General features: G+C 44.7%; 8 protein-coding genes. 7 read left to right on the top strand and 1 reads right to left on the bottom strand.

Features of this window, described 5'->3' with window-relative positions; translation table 11 throughout:
- Positions 1 to 78 precede the first annotated feature (78 nt).
- The 5 genes from BK026_RS06230 (at position 79) to BK026_RS06210 (ending at position 8,991) form a co-directional block, all read left to right on the top strand.
- The gene (locus tag BK026_RS06230; protein ID WP_071815057.1) at positions 79 to 909 is read left to right on the top strand and encodes a LysR family transcriptional regulator; all 831 of its coding nucleotides are present in this window, start codon (positions 79 to 81) and stop codon (positions 907 to 909) included.
- 38 nt (positions 910 to 947) lie between these two features.
- Positions 948 to 1,298 carry a DUF2750 domain-containing protein gene (locus tag BK026_RS06225; protein WP_071815056.1) on the top strand — a complete coding sequence of 117 codons (351 nt, stop codon included), beginning with the start codon at positions 948 to 950 and terminating at the stop codon, positions 1,296 to 1,298.
- 130 nt (positions 1,299 to 1,428) lie between these two features.
- The gene (locus tag BK026_RS06220; protein WP_071815055.1) at positions 1,429 to 2,811 is read left to right on the top strand and encodes a ribonuclease J; all 1,383 of its coding nucleotides are present in this window, start codon (positions 1,429 to 1,431) and stop codon (positions 2,809 to 2,811) included.
- Between the two features lie 116 nt (positions 2,812 to 2,927).
- Positions 2,928 to 7,106: an EAL domain-containing protein gene (locus BK026_RS06215; protein WP_071815054.1), complete on the top strand. Its 4,179-nt coding sequence runs from the start codon at positions 2,928 to 2,930 to the stop codon at positions 7,104 to 7,106.
- A gap of 205 nt (positions 7,107 to 7,311) precedes the next feature.
- The gene (locus tag BK026_RS06210) at positions 7,312 to 8,991 is read left to right on the top strand and encodes an AMP-binding protein (RefSeq protein WP_071815053.1); all 1,680 of its coding nucleotides are present in this window, start codon (positions 7,312 to 7,314) and stop codon (positions 8,989 to 8,991) included.
- Positions 8,992 to 9,174: 183 nt separating this feature from the next.
- Here BK026_RS06210 and BK026_RS06205 read toward each other — a convergent pair whose 3' ends face one another.
- Positions 9,175 to 9,828 (bottom strand): dUTP diphosphatase, encoded by a 654-nt coding sequence (locus tag BK026_RS06205; RefSeq protein WP_071815052.1) that lies wholly within the window; start codon positions 9,826 to 9,828, stop codon positions 9,175 to 9,177.
- A gap of 634 nt (positions 9,829 to 10,462) precedes the next feature.
- Here BK026_RS06205 and recC point away from each other — a divergent pair.
- A complete protein-coding gene (gene recC / locus BK026_RS06200; protein WP_071815051.1) occupies positions 10,463 to 14,086 on the top strand; it encodes an exodeoxyribonuclease V subunit gamma in 3,624 nt (1,207 codons plus the stop codon).
- Positions 14,083 to 18,033: an exodeoxyribonuclease V subunit beta gene (recB, locus tag BK026_RS06195; RefSeq protein WP_071815050.1), complete on the top strand. Its 3,951-nt coding sequence runs from the start codon at positions 14,083 to 14,085 to the stop codon at positions 18,031 to 18,033. The genes recC and recB overlap by 4 nt, the downstream gene beginning before the upstream one ends.
- The last annotated feature ends 16 nt before the right edge of the window (positions 18,034 to 18,049 follow it).

Raw genomic sequence — 18,049 nt, 5'->3', positions numbered from 1 at the left:
CGCGCTTCTGTGCTTTTGTATTAAGTTGCCGTATCATCGAGGTCACGTTAATTTCATTCTGACCGGTTTAATACAAGCATGGACATACGCTTTCTCACCACCTTCATCGAGGTTGCAAAAACGCGCCACTTTGGTAAAGCGGCTGAAAATTTATATCTCACCCAATCTGCAGTAAGTGCGCGGATAAAACTGCTAGAAGAGTATTTCCATACAACGCTGTTTATTCGTCAACGTAATAGCATTCAACTAACGCAGTCTGGCGAAAAATTGCTGCCCTACGCACGGCAGCTTTGTGATACGCTGAATGAAGCGAAACAAGAGCTGCAGATTCAATCTTCTGAATATGTTGTGTGCGGCGCCACGCAATTGGCCAGTGAACTTCTGTTACCGAAAATATTAAGTCATTTACATAACGCATTTCCTGATTGGTCGGTTAAAGCTGAAGTGTTAACACTTGATGCCTTGTCTCGACAACTTCACGAGCGCGTTACAGATTTATCTTTTTCTACAGAGCCGCTCAAGTCAGAAGAAGTGAATAGCGAAGTCATGTTAGAATTGGGGCTTGCGCTATTTAGGGTGGGGAATGTATCAGATGATATTGACGCAAATGATTTTGTCGCAATAGATTGGGGAACGAAGGCGCGAGATTGGCTGTTGACTACTTATCCGCAATTGCGCGACGCCAAGCTGCGGACCAATTCGCTTAACCTTGCATTAAATAACCTCCAAAGGGAAGGCGGTTTAGCTGTTTTACCTACCAACGTTGCCACACAACTACCTACGTCAGTTAAATTAACGTTAATTCAATCTATTGATTCAGTATCATTGAAGGTATACGTGCATACTATGAAACAAGTAAGACGCGTTGGGTTATCGCAAATTATTGACAGCGTGTCTTGTGCTTACTAAATCCACCAAACGGTCTACCAATTTTAAAAAGAGTAAATATGTCATTGAATCATCCATTACTTGAAAAAAATGCGTTTCAACGGTTAGAAGAAAGCTTAGCCATTATTAAATCGTCGCAAACACTATACATACTTAAAGACGAGCATGGGTGTGTCATGCTCACAACCGATGAAGAAGATGGTGTACCAGTATGGCCAGAGGCGAGTTTGGCATTGCTATGGGCGACGGAAGATTGGTCTGATTGTGAAGCAATGGCGATATCTACGTCTGAATTCTTAGAGAAATGGGTACCAGGAATGACACAAGATGACTTGATGGTGATTGTGTGTCCTGTGCCAGCCGAAGAAGGCGAGGTCATTAGTCCTGAGGAATTTGCACAACAACTATAAGTGCGTTTATTTAGGTGACAGGTCAGTGATCCAGACTTAGTGTTCTTCTTTATCGAATTAAACGCAAGAACAGTAAGAATTTTGCCTGTGCTATTGAAAATAAGACAGGTGTAAACGAGGTGCGATAGGTTTGTTGAATCCCAGCAGTGATGATTTGTGGTTTGTTCCCCTAGGGGGAACCGGCGAGATTGGTATGAACCTTAATCTATATGGACATGACGGACATTGGTTGATGGTAGACTGTGGGGTTTCGTTTGATGAGCCACTCGTTCCTCTCTATAGGCAGTCTGACACTGAACAACGTTTAGGTGAAGGCGCTCGCCACCGCGTTGTTGCCCCCGATCCGAGTTTTATTGCCGAGCAAAAGGAGTCATTAGCAGGTATTGTCATTACACATGCACATGAAGATCATGTTGGTGCTATACCTTATTTATGGCAACGTTTTCAAAAACCAATCTACACGACTGGGTTTACGGCGGAAGTGCTCAGACGAAAGCTCGCCAGAAGTAAACTCGCTAACAAAGTTCCTATTATCGAAGTTGATACAACGATTGCACACCAGATAGGCCCCTTTTCTGTAAGTTGGTTGGCAATTACGCATTCTTTACCCGAGCCATTTGCGTTGAAAATTGAAACAGCGGTGGGTAACGTACTGCACACCGCTGATTGGAAAATAGATGCAAACCCAATAACCGGGCAGCCTTTCGACGCTGCGCTCTATAAACAGTTGGGCGAAGAGAAGATCTTAGCTTTAGTGGGAGATTCTACTAATGCTCCGAAGCCTGGATTCTCAATCTCTGAACGCAATTGTTACGATGGATTACTCAGTACCATCAAATCAAAAAAAGGCCGGGTTGTTGTTGGTTGTTTTGGCAGCAATATAGCGCGCCTTCTCTCTCTTGCTAAAATCGCGAAAAAAACTAATAGATACCTGGGTTTGTACGGTCGGTCGCTACTTAATATGTACGGTATTGCTAAACAGCAAGGCATATGGCCTGACGATTTAACCGTTGCCGACCCTCAACATTTAGGGTATCTGCCTCCTCGTGAAGTGCTTGCTGTTGCTACGGGAAGTCAAGGTGAAAAAAATACAGCATTATCGCGTTTGGCGAAAGATACACACCCGCATTTGCAGCTGGACAAAGGTGATGCGGTTATATTCTCATCGATTGTTATTCCTGGTAACGAAGAAAGTGTGGCGAAATTGTCAAAAGCGTTATCAGCAAAAGGCGTAGACGTTTTGCACAGTGAAGATAGTGCGTTGCCGATACACGCCAGTGGGCACCCATGCCAAGAGGAATTAAAACTCATGTATCATTGGGTGAAACCTAAAATTGCGGTACCCGTTCACGGAGAAGCTATTCACCTTCAAGTGCATGCTGAAATTGCAAAACAAACTGGCGTTACTAAAAGTTATGTCGGACAAAATGGTGATTTGTACAGGCTAGCACCTCAACCTAGTATTCGCAGGGGCGTGATAAAAGTAGGGCGTATTGCTGTTCAACAGGAGTGAGCGAGTGCATCACTATGCTTCAATGTTTGGTAAATGAGCAGGTATATGCACTTTCGGTAAACAATCTGATACACTCAACGGCATAATAAAAATTATCGTGCAGTGGCCTTTGCGATATGTGTCGTTATTTCTTCTACAGCTTGTTGTTCTTGTTTCTTTACCAAGGTTCCTTGGCTTTTGGGTCGCCGCGTATATCAAACCCTGTCTTCCAATCTTTATCTACGAAAAACGGCCTACCTCAGGATATTGTAACGGATATTGAGCTCGGTGCAGATGGGTTTGTATGGATTGCGACAGAAGAGGGTATGGTCAGATGGGATGGCGTAAGAGCGAAACCTATATCCGGTCCAGACGGTGCTTTTACCGGTGCTTTTGTTAATAAAATAACGCTTCAGGGCAATGAAGCCTTATGGTTTAGTGTGTACGGAAGAGGCGTATATCAATTAAATCTATCAACTCAAGAGGTAATGCAATTACCGTCCACAACCTATCGAAATTTTGATGACTATATTCAACATGGAATAGATTTTCATTGGTACCGCGACACCCAACTTTTAATAGCGCTCTCTGAAGAAGTTCAACTTTACGACATCACAACAAAAGACCTACAAACTGTACTGACCCTTTCTGATGAAGATTTAAAAAATGGAACATCAATTCGGGCAGTAATGACGATAGACAATGTATTAGTCATCGCTACTACTAATGGTGTTTATGCTAAATCGCTCTTAGAGCCGTTGAGTGAACACAGAAAAATAAATTACCTGGGTAACGTACCTGCGAATTCCGATAACACGAACGCAAAATCCTTACTTTTAGATAACAACGACCGGGTGTGGATTTCAACGGTGAAAGGTGCATTTGTCACTGACAAAAAGGGTTTTTTCTCTGCGTTTGATGATAAAGCCTCAAACCAATTTAAACCGCTTATTACTGACCAGAATGTTTGGAAAGTTGTCCAACGAGATGATAACGCTTTTTGGTTGGGCACGAATAAAGGGTTATACCTTCTCACTGAAAAAAAAGACGGATGGGAAAGTGAGTACATTTTGGCTCCACACAATGGATTTACAGAGTTAGCAGACAAAAAAATTGCAGATATTGAAAAAGACGAGGCGGGTAACTTGTGGCTGAGTTCAGAATATGCTGGTGCACTCTATTTTGGCGTTAAGAGCGCGGATATTTTTCTAATCCAAAATGAAAGATTTACTGACAAAAAAGCCCTAACTACTCATGTAGTGTGGTCTTTTGAAGAGTCTCCGGAAGGTAAGCTTTGGATTGGAACAAGCAATGGCCTAAATCATTACGATCTTAACACTAAGTCTTCAAACACTTTTCTTTATATTGAGGATGGCGCTGCTTACCCAGGTGAGGGCGCCATCGATTACATTTATGCCATGCCAGACGGCAATCTATTATTAAGTACGTATGAGGGAATTCGCGTATTTAACCCCAAGAAAGAAGAAGTATCATTACCAACGGTGAGTAATGATGTGCCGGTCAATCCCTTCGAACAATATAATTTCGGTTTGTCTGTTAGCGCAGACGAAAAGCTTTATTTTGTCGGAGAGACTGATTTTTATGTTTACGACATGAGTACGAAGCACATCAATACACTCAATCTAGACCGTCGTGTATTTGACGTGCACTTTGCAGTGAGCTTTCTAGGTACATCTAGTTACCATAACAATCGGATATTCTTGGCAACTGAGGGCGGGCTTTGGTTAATAGATCCTTCCTCTATGAAGCATCAATTAGTGTACCGATTTTCAGAATTGCAGCGCGCGCGCGAGCGCTCGATTTCTTCATGGGTGATAGATGATCTTGGCGTGCTTTGGCTCGCTCACAACGGTTTTGGATTGATTGGTGTGGATGCTGATACGTTTGAACCACTCTATAACTTAAACGATACCAACATTTTACTTTCAAATATCGTCTATGGGCTTCAGAAAGATGAAAATGGCAACATCTGGTTTAGCTCTCACAAAGGGTTGCATAAATATTCACCCTCGTTAGGCACTATTAAGAATTTTGTTTATGGTAGAGAGCTCAGTGTTTCTGAGTTTAATCAAGGCGCAGCGTTAAAGCTTGCAGACGGCCGTCTTGTCTACGGTTCGACGAGTGGGGCTGTTGTGTTTTCAGCCGCACAGTTAGAGGCGAACGAGGCCGTTTCTGTGCTGCTTAGCAAACAGACTGCGATCACTGCGATATCGACGGACAATAGGGTGCTAAATCAACCCTTAGGTAACCTCAACGGATTGCACTTTGACCTAGAGCACGAAGACTATGGTTTGACGATTGAGTTTTCGTCTTTAACTATGTCAGGTATGGGAAGAGTGAAGTACTATTTTAAATTGCTGAGGGGCACCAAAGTTGTCACCGAAGGATTAACAGAAGACGCTAAGATAACGCTCGCCAATTTAGAGCCGGGTGATTACGTATTTTCTGTTACTCCAACACCAGGCAGTTTTAATTTCACAACAATACCGGCCGAAATTTCTCTGTCTATGCCTTATGCACCTTGGCGCTCTCCTTTAGCGTATACGTTGTATGCCTGCTTCATCAGTGCCTTATTCATTGCTTATCTCATGTCACGGCGAAAACAAATGGACCGCTTGCAACAAGCACAGCAGCAAGTCATTTTGTTCAGCGATGCCTTCAGGCAAACCAGAGATTGGGTTTTAATTTTTGATAAAGATAAACAACTTGTAGCTGCAAACCCTACATTTGAGCAGGTTTTCGGCTTTAACAGTAAAGAGCCATTACCAAAACAACTCGAGCGACTCTATTTAAAGTATCCAAGCTTAAACAGGCATTTATCTAGCAAGTTACCTACTATGCAAGGCGGTGACTTTTGGAAAGATGAAGCAGTGATTGATGGTGCGGATGGCAAACGTTACGATGTCTTAATCGACATAACTGCCGTCAGCGGCGAATCTGCGCTTCCAGAGCATTACTTAATTGTCATATCCGACATATCTGAGCAGAAAAGCGCCGAACGTAAGCTGCTTAAGATTGCGACTTATGACAGCTTAACAGGCTTGGTAAACCGAACTCTGCTTTTAGATCGACTAGAGCATGCAATAGGCTTAGCAAGGCATAACGAACATCGCGTGGCGGTTATGTTTGTTGACCTAGATAGGTTCAAGGGAATCAACGACAGTCTAGGACATGACTACGGCGATAAACTGTTGCGCATCGTTGCGAATAGAATGCGTAATCTGGTAGCTGAAGCCGGTACCGTGGCGCGTTTGGGCGGTGATGAATTTGTTATAGTCATCGAGGAAGTTACGAGCGATGACGATCTCAGTTCGTTTGTAGCGCAGATTATTGAAGCTGTAGAAACGCCCATTTCTTTGTCAGAGGAAGTACTTCGTGTTTCGTGCTCTATCGGTGTCGCGTTTTATCCCGAAGATGCCTCAGAACCTGCAGAGCTTATTAAACAGGCTGATGTAGCGATGTACACAGCTAAAAAAGATGCGTTAAGTGGCTTTACCTATTTCACCGCCGACATGAATGAGCGCGCAAAATCCCGACTGAAGCTTGAGAACAAAGTTAAGCGTGCATTTTCGAGCAATTGTTTCTTCAACCACTATCAGCCAATTATTGATGCTCGTACTGGAAAAACGGTGGGCGTGGAGTTGTTGCTCAGAGGAAAGCTAGACGAAGAGCCCCTTTATCCAGATCAGTTTATCCCGATTTTAGAAGAGCTTAAGTACATTATTGAGGTTACACGCATTGCTATGCGCAATGCCGCCATAGACTTGAGTGAATGGTACTCAGATGGTTTTGAGGGGTACATTTCAATCAACTTGTCAGCATTGCATTTTAAAACCGAGTTTGACTTAAACGGTGTGCTATCGCTGTTGGAAGAATTCGCTTTACCTAAAACGGCGTTTCGATTTGAGATTACGGAAGGTGTTTTGATGGACGACAGTGATAATGCACTTCGCCAAATTAAACGCTTTGTAGAGGAAGGATTCGTATTGGCACTGGATGACTTTGGTACTGGTTATTCGTCATTGAGTTATTTGCGCCGATATCCATTAGCTGTGCTGAAAATTGACAAAAGTTTCGTTAATGAAATGATGCCCGGGAATGCTAATGAAGCGCTGGTCGCAACCACGATAAGTTTGGCGGATAGTCTAAAAATGACGTGTATTGCAGAAGGTGTAGAGACGGCTGACCAAGTTGAAGCGTTAAAAGAAAAAGGATGCTTTTTTCATCAGGGGTATTTTTACGCAAAACCGTCTGATGCAAATGATATTAAACCCTTACTGTTTAAAAATTGGTAGCATATTCACTAGGTCTGCGGATCATAATAGAACAAAAGCCCTAACTATAAGAAAATTAAATTTGGGGCTGTATAGCACGTTATTCATCGCATTGAATGTAAACACGTGTTTAAAAAGCTTGTCATTCATCAAAAAATAAGGCTTATTAGAAGTCTGTGAAATCATTGTAAAAATGATCTACATTATAACAACATATGAGTGAACTATGCCGCTAGACATGACAGCAAACGCAAATACTACGGAAGTAATAACATCGCCATTGAGTATGTTATACCACTGGGAAAAAAGCCGTGGGGACGACGTATTTCTTACTCAACCTATAAATGGTGAATTTCACGATTACACATGGGCGCAAGTTGCGGTCATGGCACGCAAAGTAGCGGCCCGTCTGCTTGAGATGGATTTACCCGCTGGCAGTCGAATAGGTATCTTTTCAAAAAACTGTGCAGAGTGGTTCATCAGCGACCTTGGTATCATGATGGCAGGGCATGTTTCGGTTCCCATTTTCTCAACAGCGGGACCGGATACAGTACAGTATGTACTTAAACATGCAGACGTAAAATTATTGTTCGTAGGAAAGTTAGACAACACGGCAGAGCAAGTGGCGTCTATACCCACGGAATATATGACGGTTGCCTTTCCCTACCCAAATATCGCTACTAAGCAACAGTGGGATTCGTTTATTGATATTGCGCCTATTCCTGATTCACCGGTTCCAGATATGGATAGTATGATGACTATCATTTATACCTCTGGCAGTACGGGGCAACCAAAGGGAGTGGTGCACAGCTTTAATACGGCCTGCTGGGCTGCTCGTCGTTCGCTTGATCAGCTTGGCATAAACGAGAACGATCGGACAATGAGCTATTTGCCTTTGGCACATATCACTGAGCGAGTTTTGGTAGAATTATCGAGCTACTACAGTGGCTGTAAAGTACATTTTGTAGAGGACCTTGCAACTTTTCAAAGAGATGTGGGTCATTGCCAGCCTACTTTGTTTATCTCTGTTCCGCGTCTATGGACCAAGTTCCAAATGGGGGTGCTAGCGAAAATGCCCCAGAAGAAACTCGATACCTTGCTCAAGATCCCTATTTTAAACAAAATAGTTGCGAAGAAAATACGCAACGGCCTAGGCATTAATAACGCGCGTTTGTGGGCAAGCGGTTCAGCGCCCCTTGCGCCAGCAGTTATTGAATGGTTCGCAAAAATCGGCATCTACATTTCTGAAGGATGGGGAATGACCGAGAACAGTGCTTATGGCACCGGCAGTGTACCTTTCCGTCATGATAAAATTGGTTGTATTGGTAAGCCTTACGACGGTGTAGACATTCGTACTTCAGAGGAAGGCGAAATTCAGGTGAAATCGCCGTGCAATATGCTGGAATACTACCTAGAGCCAGAAAAAACCGCAGAGGTCTTTACTGAAGACGGCTACCTGCGCACAGGTGACAAAGGCGTAATTGATGCAGATGGCTACGTTAAAATAACGGGGCGTTTGAAAGATATCTTTAAGACTGCGAAAGGTAAGTACGTTACGCCTGCGCCGATTGAAGCAAAATTCATGGAAAACCCTATAGTTGAGCAAGTCTGCGTAACGGGAACTAATTTGCCTCAGCCAGTGGCTTTACTCGTGCTCAGTGAAGAAGCGCAGAAAAAAGACAAAGCAGGCATTGAAGCAAGCCTTAAGAAAACATTCGAAGCTATCAACGCAAAACTGGAAAGCCATCAAGTTATGGATCGCGTTGTCATTATGAAAAACGAATGGAGCATTGAAAACGACTTGCTGACTCCGACGCTCAAAGTAAAACGTCATGTTTTAGAAGACCGCTTTGTAGATATCATTCAAGGTAGCTATAGCGACAAATTAGTTTGGGTTGACGCTTAAAATTGACGCTAGATTAATTTTGTCATGAAAAAACGTAAAAGCTCTGTCACAGACAGAGCTTTTTGTTTTTAAAGGAATGAAACAGTCGCGTTGAGAGTAGAGCGGGGGTGTTTCGTTACCGCAGCATGCATGCACTATTTGTGTACGCGCAAACACTGTTGTGCAAGCAAGGCGTAATGCCGATTAGGCCGGGTAACGAGAGCGTAAGCCTTCATAGACCAAGTCGCTAAACTCAGGCTTAGTTAAATCTAGGGAATCCATTACTTCTACCAGGTGCTCGTTGTCTTCACGACCTTCCCACACTTTTACGTAAGTGCCTTCTTTATAGCCGTTATCTTGGCGGAAGAAATTGAGAACATTTTTACCTACGTACTGTCGGTATAGTTCGTCAGCTGACATTTCACACTGACTTACGATAAACATGAATAGTGGAACGCTAAAGCGTTTGGCGGCGCAAAGGCCTGTCATTAATTCTAAGTTATCAAGAAGCGACTGATTTGACGCGTCATAATCCTTGCTATCAAAAGTCACCAGGGTGTTGCCACTTGCCAGTTCAGAAGCAATACTTTTCGCAGACTCATCAATATTACCTTTGTACTCGATGATGCAGGCACTTAGCGCGAAGTGCCAAATATCTACTAATTCCATCTGAAGTTGAGGCAAGTCTTTCTGCTGCGCTTTCCACCATTTCCAGCCGTGATGTTCAATGGCTTCAACAGACTCAACCATTGCTGCACGTAAGTATCCGTAACCAGCATTTAGCCAGTCTGGGTTTACTTTGGCGTTCATTTTGTCTTGAAGAGAAAGCATAGTGGCGAGTTGTTGCGCGGTTAACATTGGTGCTCCTGCCGTGAATTTATTTGAGTTTTCTAAAAAGGAAATTGTACTTGAATGACGTTGCAGGAGAAACCGCTAATTGTCATCAGAATTATCTCAGTATTAATTCGGCGGTTAAGTGCATGCTTGTGGTGCACTTGCACCACTGTAAAACTGCATCGCTACAACTAAAGTATTGGGTATTTTTCAAGTTATTGAATTTTATGGAATAAAAAGTTGGCATTTAATCTGCAAAACTCAATTTGTTAACAGTGCTACTCAGTAGCGCTAACGTGAATGAGCGCCAGGCAACGCTTATTCACGTTGTTACTGAATAGACCGTAAACCTTACCCATACAGATTTTTCGTGTCCTGAGGTCTGTGTGGGTTTTTTTTGTCTGAAAAACGCTCTCACATGCTTCTTTGCACTCATTTACTGCGCCATAACCCCTATCACGTCGCTAAGAACTCTCCGGATATTGTTTTCGCCATGCCCCCGGTATTTGTTTTATTAATTTAAGACATTTGCTTATCTAAATTTTGGAGAAATAACTTAACTACTGAGCTCAATGCGATACACTAAATTATAAGGTCGACGATACCTGTACAGTCTTTACACAGTATTTCAAAGCACGCTCTACAAAGGATTTTTCGATTGCTTGCGCTATATCCCTCTAATAAATTAGAACACTTAAGTTTTCTTCTCACCACGCTTTTACGTCAGCAGCCCATGGGCGTATTTACGCCAGAAACCATCTTGGTTGAAAGCCCGGGAATGCAGCACTGGGTTAGCATGCAGCTTGCCACAGAACACGGCGTGGCAATGAATATTGATTACCCTTTACCAGTGCGCTTTATGTGGAATACAGCACGCACTGTACTAGGACAAGACAAAGTACCCAAGCAATCTCCATATCGTCGTGAAGTACTGACATGGCGTATCGACAATATTCTCCAAGATGGCTCGCTGATGAGTGCAGAAGCCTTCGAGCAAGTTAACCGATATTGGCAGAATGCGGGAAGTGAACAAGAGCAAGGGTTACAGCGCCTTCAGCTTGCTACCGCTCTGGCCGACGTGTACGAGCAATACTTACTGTACCGCCCAGACTGGTTGTTTAAATGGGAAGCGAACGAACGCGCTGTATTCGATGACATGGAGATATGGCAAAGCGAAATTTGGCGCATATTGGTCAAAGAGCAGCCTTTGCACCCTGCACGTTTGCATCAAATGACCTTAGGGGCGTTAGAAGCTGGTCATTTACCAACTGATCCATCAACTAAGTTGCCTACTCGTGTCATAGTGTTTGCCATTAACACTATGGCCCCACAGCTTATCGCGTTTTTTGACGCCCTCGCGCAGCACATTGATATTCATATATTTCATTTAAATCCTAGCGTTAATTATTGGGGTGAAGCGAAAAGCAGTAGCGAACAGGCGAAATTATTACGTTTAGAAGGGCTCAAAAAATGGATGGAAGAAGATCAGTCGAACCCGCTGCTTGGAAACTTAGGTAAACAGGGTAGAGAGCTATTCAACTTACTCACTGAACTGGATACCTTTGAGATTAGTGCGTTTGATTCACCTGATTTTGAAGAAACAAACGAAAACGCTGACAGCGACAATGATCGTGGTCTACTCGAGTATATTCACAACGATATCTTGCAAGCCGCTCAACCTAAACCACTTACTCGCGCTTTGAGAGAAAAAGACGATAGCGTTACTATCATGTGCACCCATTCTGCACTTCGCGAAGTGCAGGTATTACACGACCACTTGTTGCACTGGTTATCTCAAGATAAAACCCGCACCCCATCAGATATTCTTGTGATGTGTCCCGCCATCGAAAACTACGCCCCGTTTGTTGATGCCGTATTTCACAGGGTAGGCACTAAGGCTTTGGCTGGCAGGGGACAGGTCAGGCTTCCTTGTACCATTGCCGATAGAAGCCCAATGGATGCAGAGCCGTTAATTGCGGCGTTTATGGCGTTGTTACAGTTGCCCGATAGCCGTTTTGGCGTGTCGGATATTATGGATTATCTGCAGCTAGATTCAGTGCAAAAGCGTTTCTCAGTATCCCAAGATGATATAGAGCAAATGGTGGTTTGGCTAAAACAAGCCCATATTCATTGGGGGCTTAATAGCGCCCATAAAACGGCTGTTTCAGAAGGCGTTGATCTAGACGACACTTACAGCTGGTGGTGGGGAATACGCCGATTACTTATGGGTATGCTTGCGCCAGATAGTGAAGTCATTGTGAGTGACTTACTCACTATTCCCGACGTTGAAGGACAAAGTGCGCTTACGCTAGGCAAGCTTATCGACGTTGTGGCGCTGTTGGGTGAGTTTGCCCAAGTATTAACAGCCCCAAGGACGGCAGCGCAGTGGTCTAAAGCCTTGATATCGCTTAGAGATGCGTGTTTTATGCCGATAAAAGAGCAGCAGCAAAGCTGGGATCTTATTGCCAAAGTTGCTGCCGATCTTGCTGCACGATGCGAAGAGGCAGGTTATGAACACGAACTCACCCTTCGTCAGGTTCGCGACCTGCTACTCAATCGATTCTCGTCGCCAGATGCCGGTAACCACTTTATGACCGGTCAGGTTACGGTGTGTTCTATGCTGCCCATGCGAAGCATTCCGTTTAAAAAAGTGTGCATTTTGGGGCTGAACGACAGTGAATTCCCCAGAAAATCAAGCCCGCTGGGTCTCGATTTAATGGCAGGTGCTGGCCGCCAAATTGGTGACCGCTCACGACGTTTGGAAGACAGGTATTTATTCCTAGAAGCCATTATTTCCACCAGAGACAGCTTATATTTAAGTTACCAAGGGAACGACGTTACCAATAATAGTGAGCGACAACCCAGTCTAGTATTGGCTGAGTTCATGGATATGTTAACAAACAGCTACGCACTGGATTTATCAAAGTACAGCGTTAACGCGCCGCTACACCCGTTCAGTGAAGAAGGCTTTACGGGAACCTTGCCGAGCTACGAGACAGGCTGGCTACGGTTAGCTGACGCGTTACAAAAAACGAAATTAAATACCGATGAAGCAGATAATGACTCTACCAATGATGCGGATACGGCAACGTTAGCGTCATCATCTGACGCACTATCAACGCAATCGCTTCGTCTATCAGGTATTCAAATTGCGAGAGCTTTTAAAGATCCGCTGGAGTATTTCTCTGTCCAACGGCTGGGCGTAAATCTGTCTCAATCGTTTACGCTACTTGAAAATAGCGAGCCGTTTGAAACCAATGCACTGCTGCGTTACCAGGTGCTCGACGCTATCTTTTCATCTGCGGAGCGCATTGCGCCAGAGAAAGATGATGTTACCCAGCTTTCCTATAGTGAAAAAGTGGTCACGTTTGCGTCGCTTAGAGGGGATATTCCCAATAACCCTGTTGCCAGAGATGAAGTTGACATGTGGAAAGAAGGGGCGTTGGCATTAAATCAGGCCATGGGCCCTCATGACGCGGAGCCTAAAAACGCGCACTTTCAAGGCAAATACATCACCTTTACTTCATCGGCTTTATTAGGCAGTGACGCGCTAGTCGAGCTATGTGCTGGCAAAATTGACGCACACCGCGCCTTGGGTTTCTTCATCTCCCAATTAGTTTTTTCAAGTAGCGATGAGGCAACCAGCTACAGCAACTATCCGCTAGATATCTATTCGTGCACTTGGGAAAAAGGTGAAACCATTTTGAAAAAGCAGCGCTTCCCCGCTTATGACAGGGAAACTGCTGTGCGATTACTTTTATTTATTGAACAGCTTTATATGGCAGTTTATACAGCGCCGACACCTATTCATTTAAGTTTGTTCGGTACGTTTATGCCCGGAACCAGAAATTCAGACACCAAGCCTGTAGTGGAAAGCGTAAGACCTGAGATGTTTAACGACATCATGCGTGAGCTGCTAGAGAGTGCGGACGGGACTAGTGAAACCGACAAAGCGATACTTCGCCAAGTTCAACATGCAATTGACGAGATGTGCCCGTTCACTGATAAAGGCAACGCTTTAGCTAGCGAAACGACAAATGAAAAACATGAAAAAGCGAAACAGGCGGTGGATCAAGCCGCAGCACTTTTTAACACGATAGAGTTACAGCGAGCATTAACCGACTGGCAGCAAAGTAGCGGGCAGTTCAGCGCCGATATGGCAAGCAACCCTTACTTACATTGGTTGTTTCCTCAGGGCGTGAGTTGGAACGATGTGCCGTATTTAAGTGCTTTTGTGCTGCTCGCCATGGTCAACAATGCGTCTCAGGAGGAGAAGCTATGAGTTACAACCCTACATCCTCTGATAACCCTATAGACGAACAATCTCAGCCGCAAACCGACGACCACAGCGGCACTGAAGCGCAGTTACTCGATGTCGTCACTATGCCGTTAAAAGGGCGCCACCTTATTGAGGCCAGCGCTGGCACAGGTAAAACCTTTAATATTACGCGCTTGTACCTGCGTCTATTGCTTGAAAAAAAACTCACCGTCAAAGAAATATTGGTGATGACCTTCACCAAAGCCGCGACCGAAGAAATAAAGGGGCGTATTGCGGCAACACTAAGAGAAGCTCTACTTATTTGGCAGCAAGCCAAAGATAACGGCAATGAAATAGACAGTGGCTGTGACCCGGTTTATCAGTATTTATTCAATAGCTGTGATATTGACGAGAGTCTGGCCCTTTTAAAAGCGGCGCAGCTCGAACTTGATGAAGCCTCGGTGTTTACTATTCACGGCTTTTGTCAGCATGTTATTACCCAGCTAGCGTTTAACAGTGGCTTTGCCATGTCACTTAACTTGGGCAATGACACCAGCGATTTATATCTTGAAGCTGCCGAAGACTTCATTCGAAAAATTAGCAAAAGCGAGGACGAGTTTAGACTACTGGCAGAGTCAGGTTGGCATACACCTGACAGACTGCTGCGAGAGTTTAACGCCAGCATTAAAAGTACGCTGACCCCAATATTGCTTAGTGAGGAGGATATTGAGGCGGCGTGTAAAAAGCAGTTAGATGAAGTGCCGCACACGTCTTTAGCCTACGTGAAGTCTCTACTTCAAAGCGTAGAAGACAATGAAGGGCTATTGGTAGAACAGCTCATCAAAACACCGGCCCATAAAAAAGAACGGCCGCAGGAGTTGGCTGCACTTAAAGCTTGGTTGCGTTCTTGTGTAGATGAACAAAGTTATTATCTTCCGCCGCCCGAAGCGGAAGCCTTTGTTAAAGGTAACCGATATGCGCGAAATTCATCTGGTGTAAAAGAGATTTTAACGCCTATAAAAGATTTTGCAGGGGCGCTTAAAAAAGCATTTGGTGAAAAAGACAAAGCGCTTAGTAAGGTGCTTGTATTCAAGCTGGTGGTTGAAGCCATTGCGTTCATCAAATCCCGCGTTGAAAAGCAGAAAAAACAGCTTGGCGTTATCGACTTCGACGATCTTATTCGTATGCTCGCCGACGAAGTGGTGAAGCCAAACAATACTCTTGTGCCTGAACTTCGCAAAAAATTTCCCGTAGCGCTTATCGACGAATTCCAAGATACCGATGCAAAGCAGTACGCGATTTTAGACGCAGTTTATCCTAATCTTGCGGATGCTAACGAAAGTGCGTTGTTAATGATAGGTGATCCCAAGCAGGCGATTTATCGCTTTCGAGGCGGCGATATCTTTACCTATTTAAAGGCGGGTAGACAGGCTGATTACCGCTGGGTGATGAATACCAACTGGCGCTCGGTAGAGGGAATGGTTAAAGCCTATAATCGGTTATTCTACGGTGCGCCTGTGGCATCAAATAAACCTGCCGATGTGTTTGGTTTTGATATCAAATACAACCCTGTTGAATTTACGCCTAAAGCGGCCGCGGCAAAAACGCCACTTATCGACCCTGCCGAACAAAATAGTCTAATGAAGAGCGGTGTAATGAAAAGTGCTGTAACGAAACGCAGCGCAATGAACTACGTTAGCATGTGTTTGGAAGACAAAGAAAACGCCCACATTATGCGTCGCAAAATGGCTCAGTGGATTGCGCAAGAGATTTACCGCTTATTGAACGAAGCGCACTTTCAAACCGCTAATGGTGGCACCGCGCCTGTTAAGCCTCAGGATATCGCTATCTTGGTGAAAGACAGGACCGAAGCTGGCGCTATCAAAAGCGTACTGCAGCAAAAAGGTTTGGCGTGCGTTTATTTAAGCGATCGCAGTAACTTATTTGCCAGTGCAGAAGCCAAAGACGTACTGCGGCTACTTAACGGTATTTGGCACGCTAACGACACCAGTAAAGTGGCGTCGAGCTTGGCGTCTCCGCTTTGGGGATATAGCGCACAAACTCTTATTGAACTGCTGTACCATGAAGATGACGCGCAGTGGGATGCTGCTATCGACAAGGTATTGTCGCTGCGAGATATGTGGCTTCAAAAAGGGTGCATGAGTGTGCTGCTGTATTTAATGCAAGATAGCTATCAACCTCATGCTGACAGCGTGGAACGCGCCCTTACTAACTATCAACACCTTGCTGAAGTGCTGGAAAAAGCCAGCACGACTCACCAGCGCCCAGAGCAGCTACTCGACTGGTTGAATAAGCAAATTCATAAGCCTGAAAGCGATGAAGAGCTTACATTACGCCTTGAAAGTGACAGCCAACTTATTCGGCTTATTACTCAACACGGCTCGAAAGGGCTAGAGTACCCCATCGTGTTTGTTCCATTTGCCACCGGCTACAGAGACGCCGCTAAAAACGGCAACACTACGTCGCAAATATTTACCTATTACGACGAAGAAAAACAAGATTTACAAATGCAGCTTGGGCAGACGCCACAGGCCATAGCTCGCGTTCAAAGCGAGAGCGAAGCGGAAGACATGCGACTGGCCTATGTAGCAGTAACACGAGCTGCCCATCGCTGTTACATGGGCGTTGTACCGTTAACTAACAATGAAAGAAGTGCACTAGCACGAGCCCTTGGTGTAGGTGGTGACGGCAGCAACAACGATTGGTCGAGTGTGTTAACCCGCGTTGCTGAAGAAGATGCGTCCCATGCCAGCCATATCGACGGCGATGAGTTTGAGGAATTGTATACTGGCTTTGAACAAGAAGATGAGCTTCCTCAGCTTACCGCGTTGCAATTTACCGGCACGGCAAGCGAAGAATGGCGACTGTATTCATTCTCTGCAATGAGCCGTTTAACCACGGTTGGTGCTAACCAAAGCGTTGAAACAGGCACAGCAGCAGAGTCCGGCGCAACAACAGAGCCCTTGGGTCAAACCCTTCCTAGTGTGCCCGTGCTTCAAACCATTCGAGATGAAGAAGTGTATGTAAGCGACACCCTTATAGATGAGGTGGGTTCAATTGATGCAGACATCAATTCCTCGGCAGGTATTGAAAGTACGGTAAGTAAACATGACTTGCGTTTTACTCTTGAGAAAGGCGCGAGTGCAGGTAATTTACTTCACGATATCCTAGAGCACAGTGACTTTAGTGCGCCTGAATGGGAAGAAACGGGCAAAGAACTGGTTAACCGGTTTGGGTTAGATGAAAAGCGTACGCCGCTACTGTATGAGTGGCTAGAGGAAGTGCTGCAGACGCCTCTTTATCCCAATATGCAGCTAAGTATGAGTGATTTACCCTTAGCGCAAACCCTGCGCGAAGCAGAATTCTATTTTCCAATGAACGACACGCAATGGGCTCAGCTTCGTGAAGTACTCGCGACTCATCGAAAAAACGTGGCTGACATTATTGGTGGCGAGGTGGAAACAGCGCCTCAACTAATCACAGCTAAATTACAGGGAATGATGCACGGGTTTATTGACTTGATTTTTGAACATGACGGTCAGTTTTATGTAGCAGACTACAAATCGACTTGGCTTGGCGATACCCTAGATAGCTACACGCCAACAGCGCTGTTTCACAATAACCAGCATCACCTTTACGACCTTCAGTACTTAATTTACTGCCTGGCGCTACATCGCTATTTAAAAAATACGCTGCCCAACTACGACCCAGATATGCATTTCGGTGGGGTGTATTACCTGTATTTACGCGGCATGCACCCAGAAAACGAGCGCGGAGAAGGGGTGTTTTACACTGATATTCCATCGTCTGTACTCAACCGGCTAGACGGGATATTTGCGAGCAAAGACGATGCTCAGCAAAGCGATAGTTCAAAGCATTCAGGCAGTTTTCACCAGCCTTTGGAGCAACAGTCTTCTGGTCAGCAGCAGTTTAGTTTCGATGACGAGTAGTCAACATCATAGAGGC

The organism is Alteromonas sp. V450 (assembly GCF_001885075.1).
Taxonomy (GTDB): Bacteria; Pseudomonadota; Gammaproteobacteria; order Enterobacterales; family Alteromonadaceae; genus Alteromonas.
The sequence above is the reverse complement of the archived record's forward strand: the minus strand, read 5'-3'. Positions and strand labels throughout refer to the sequence as shown.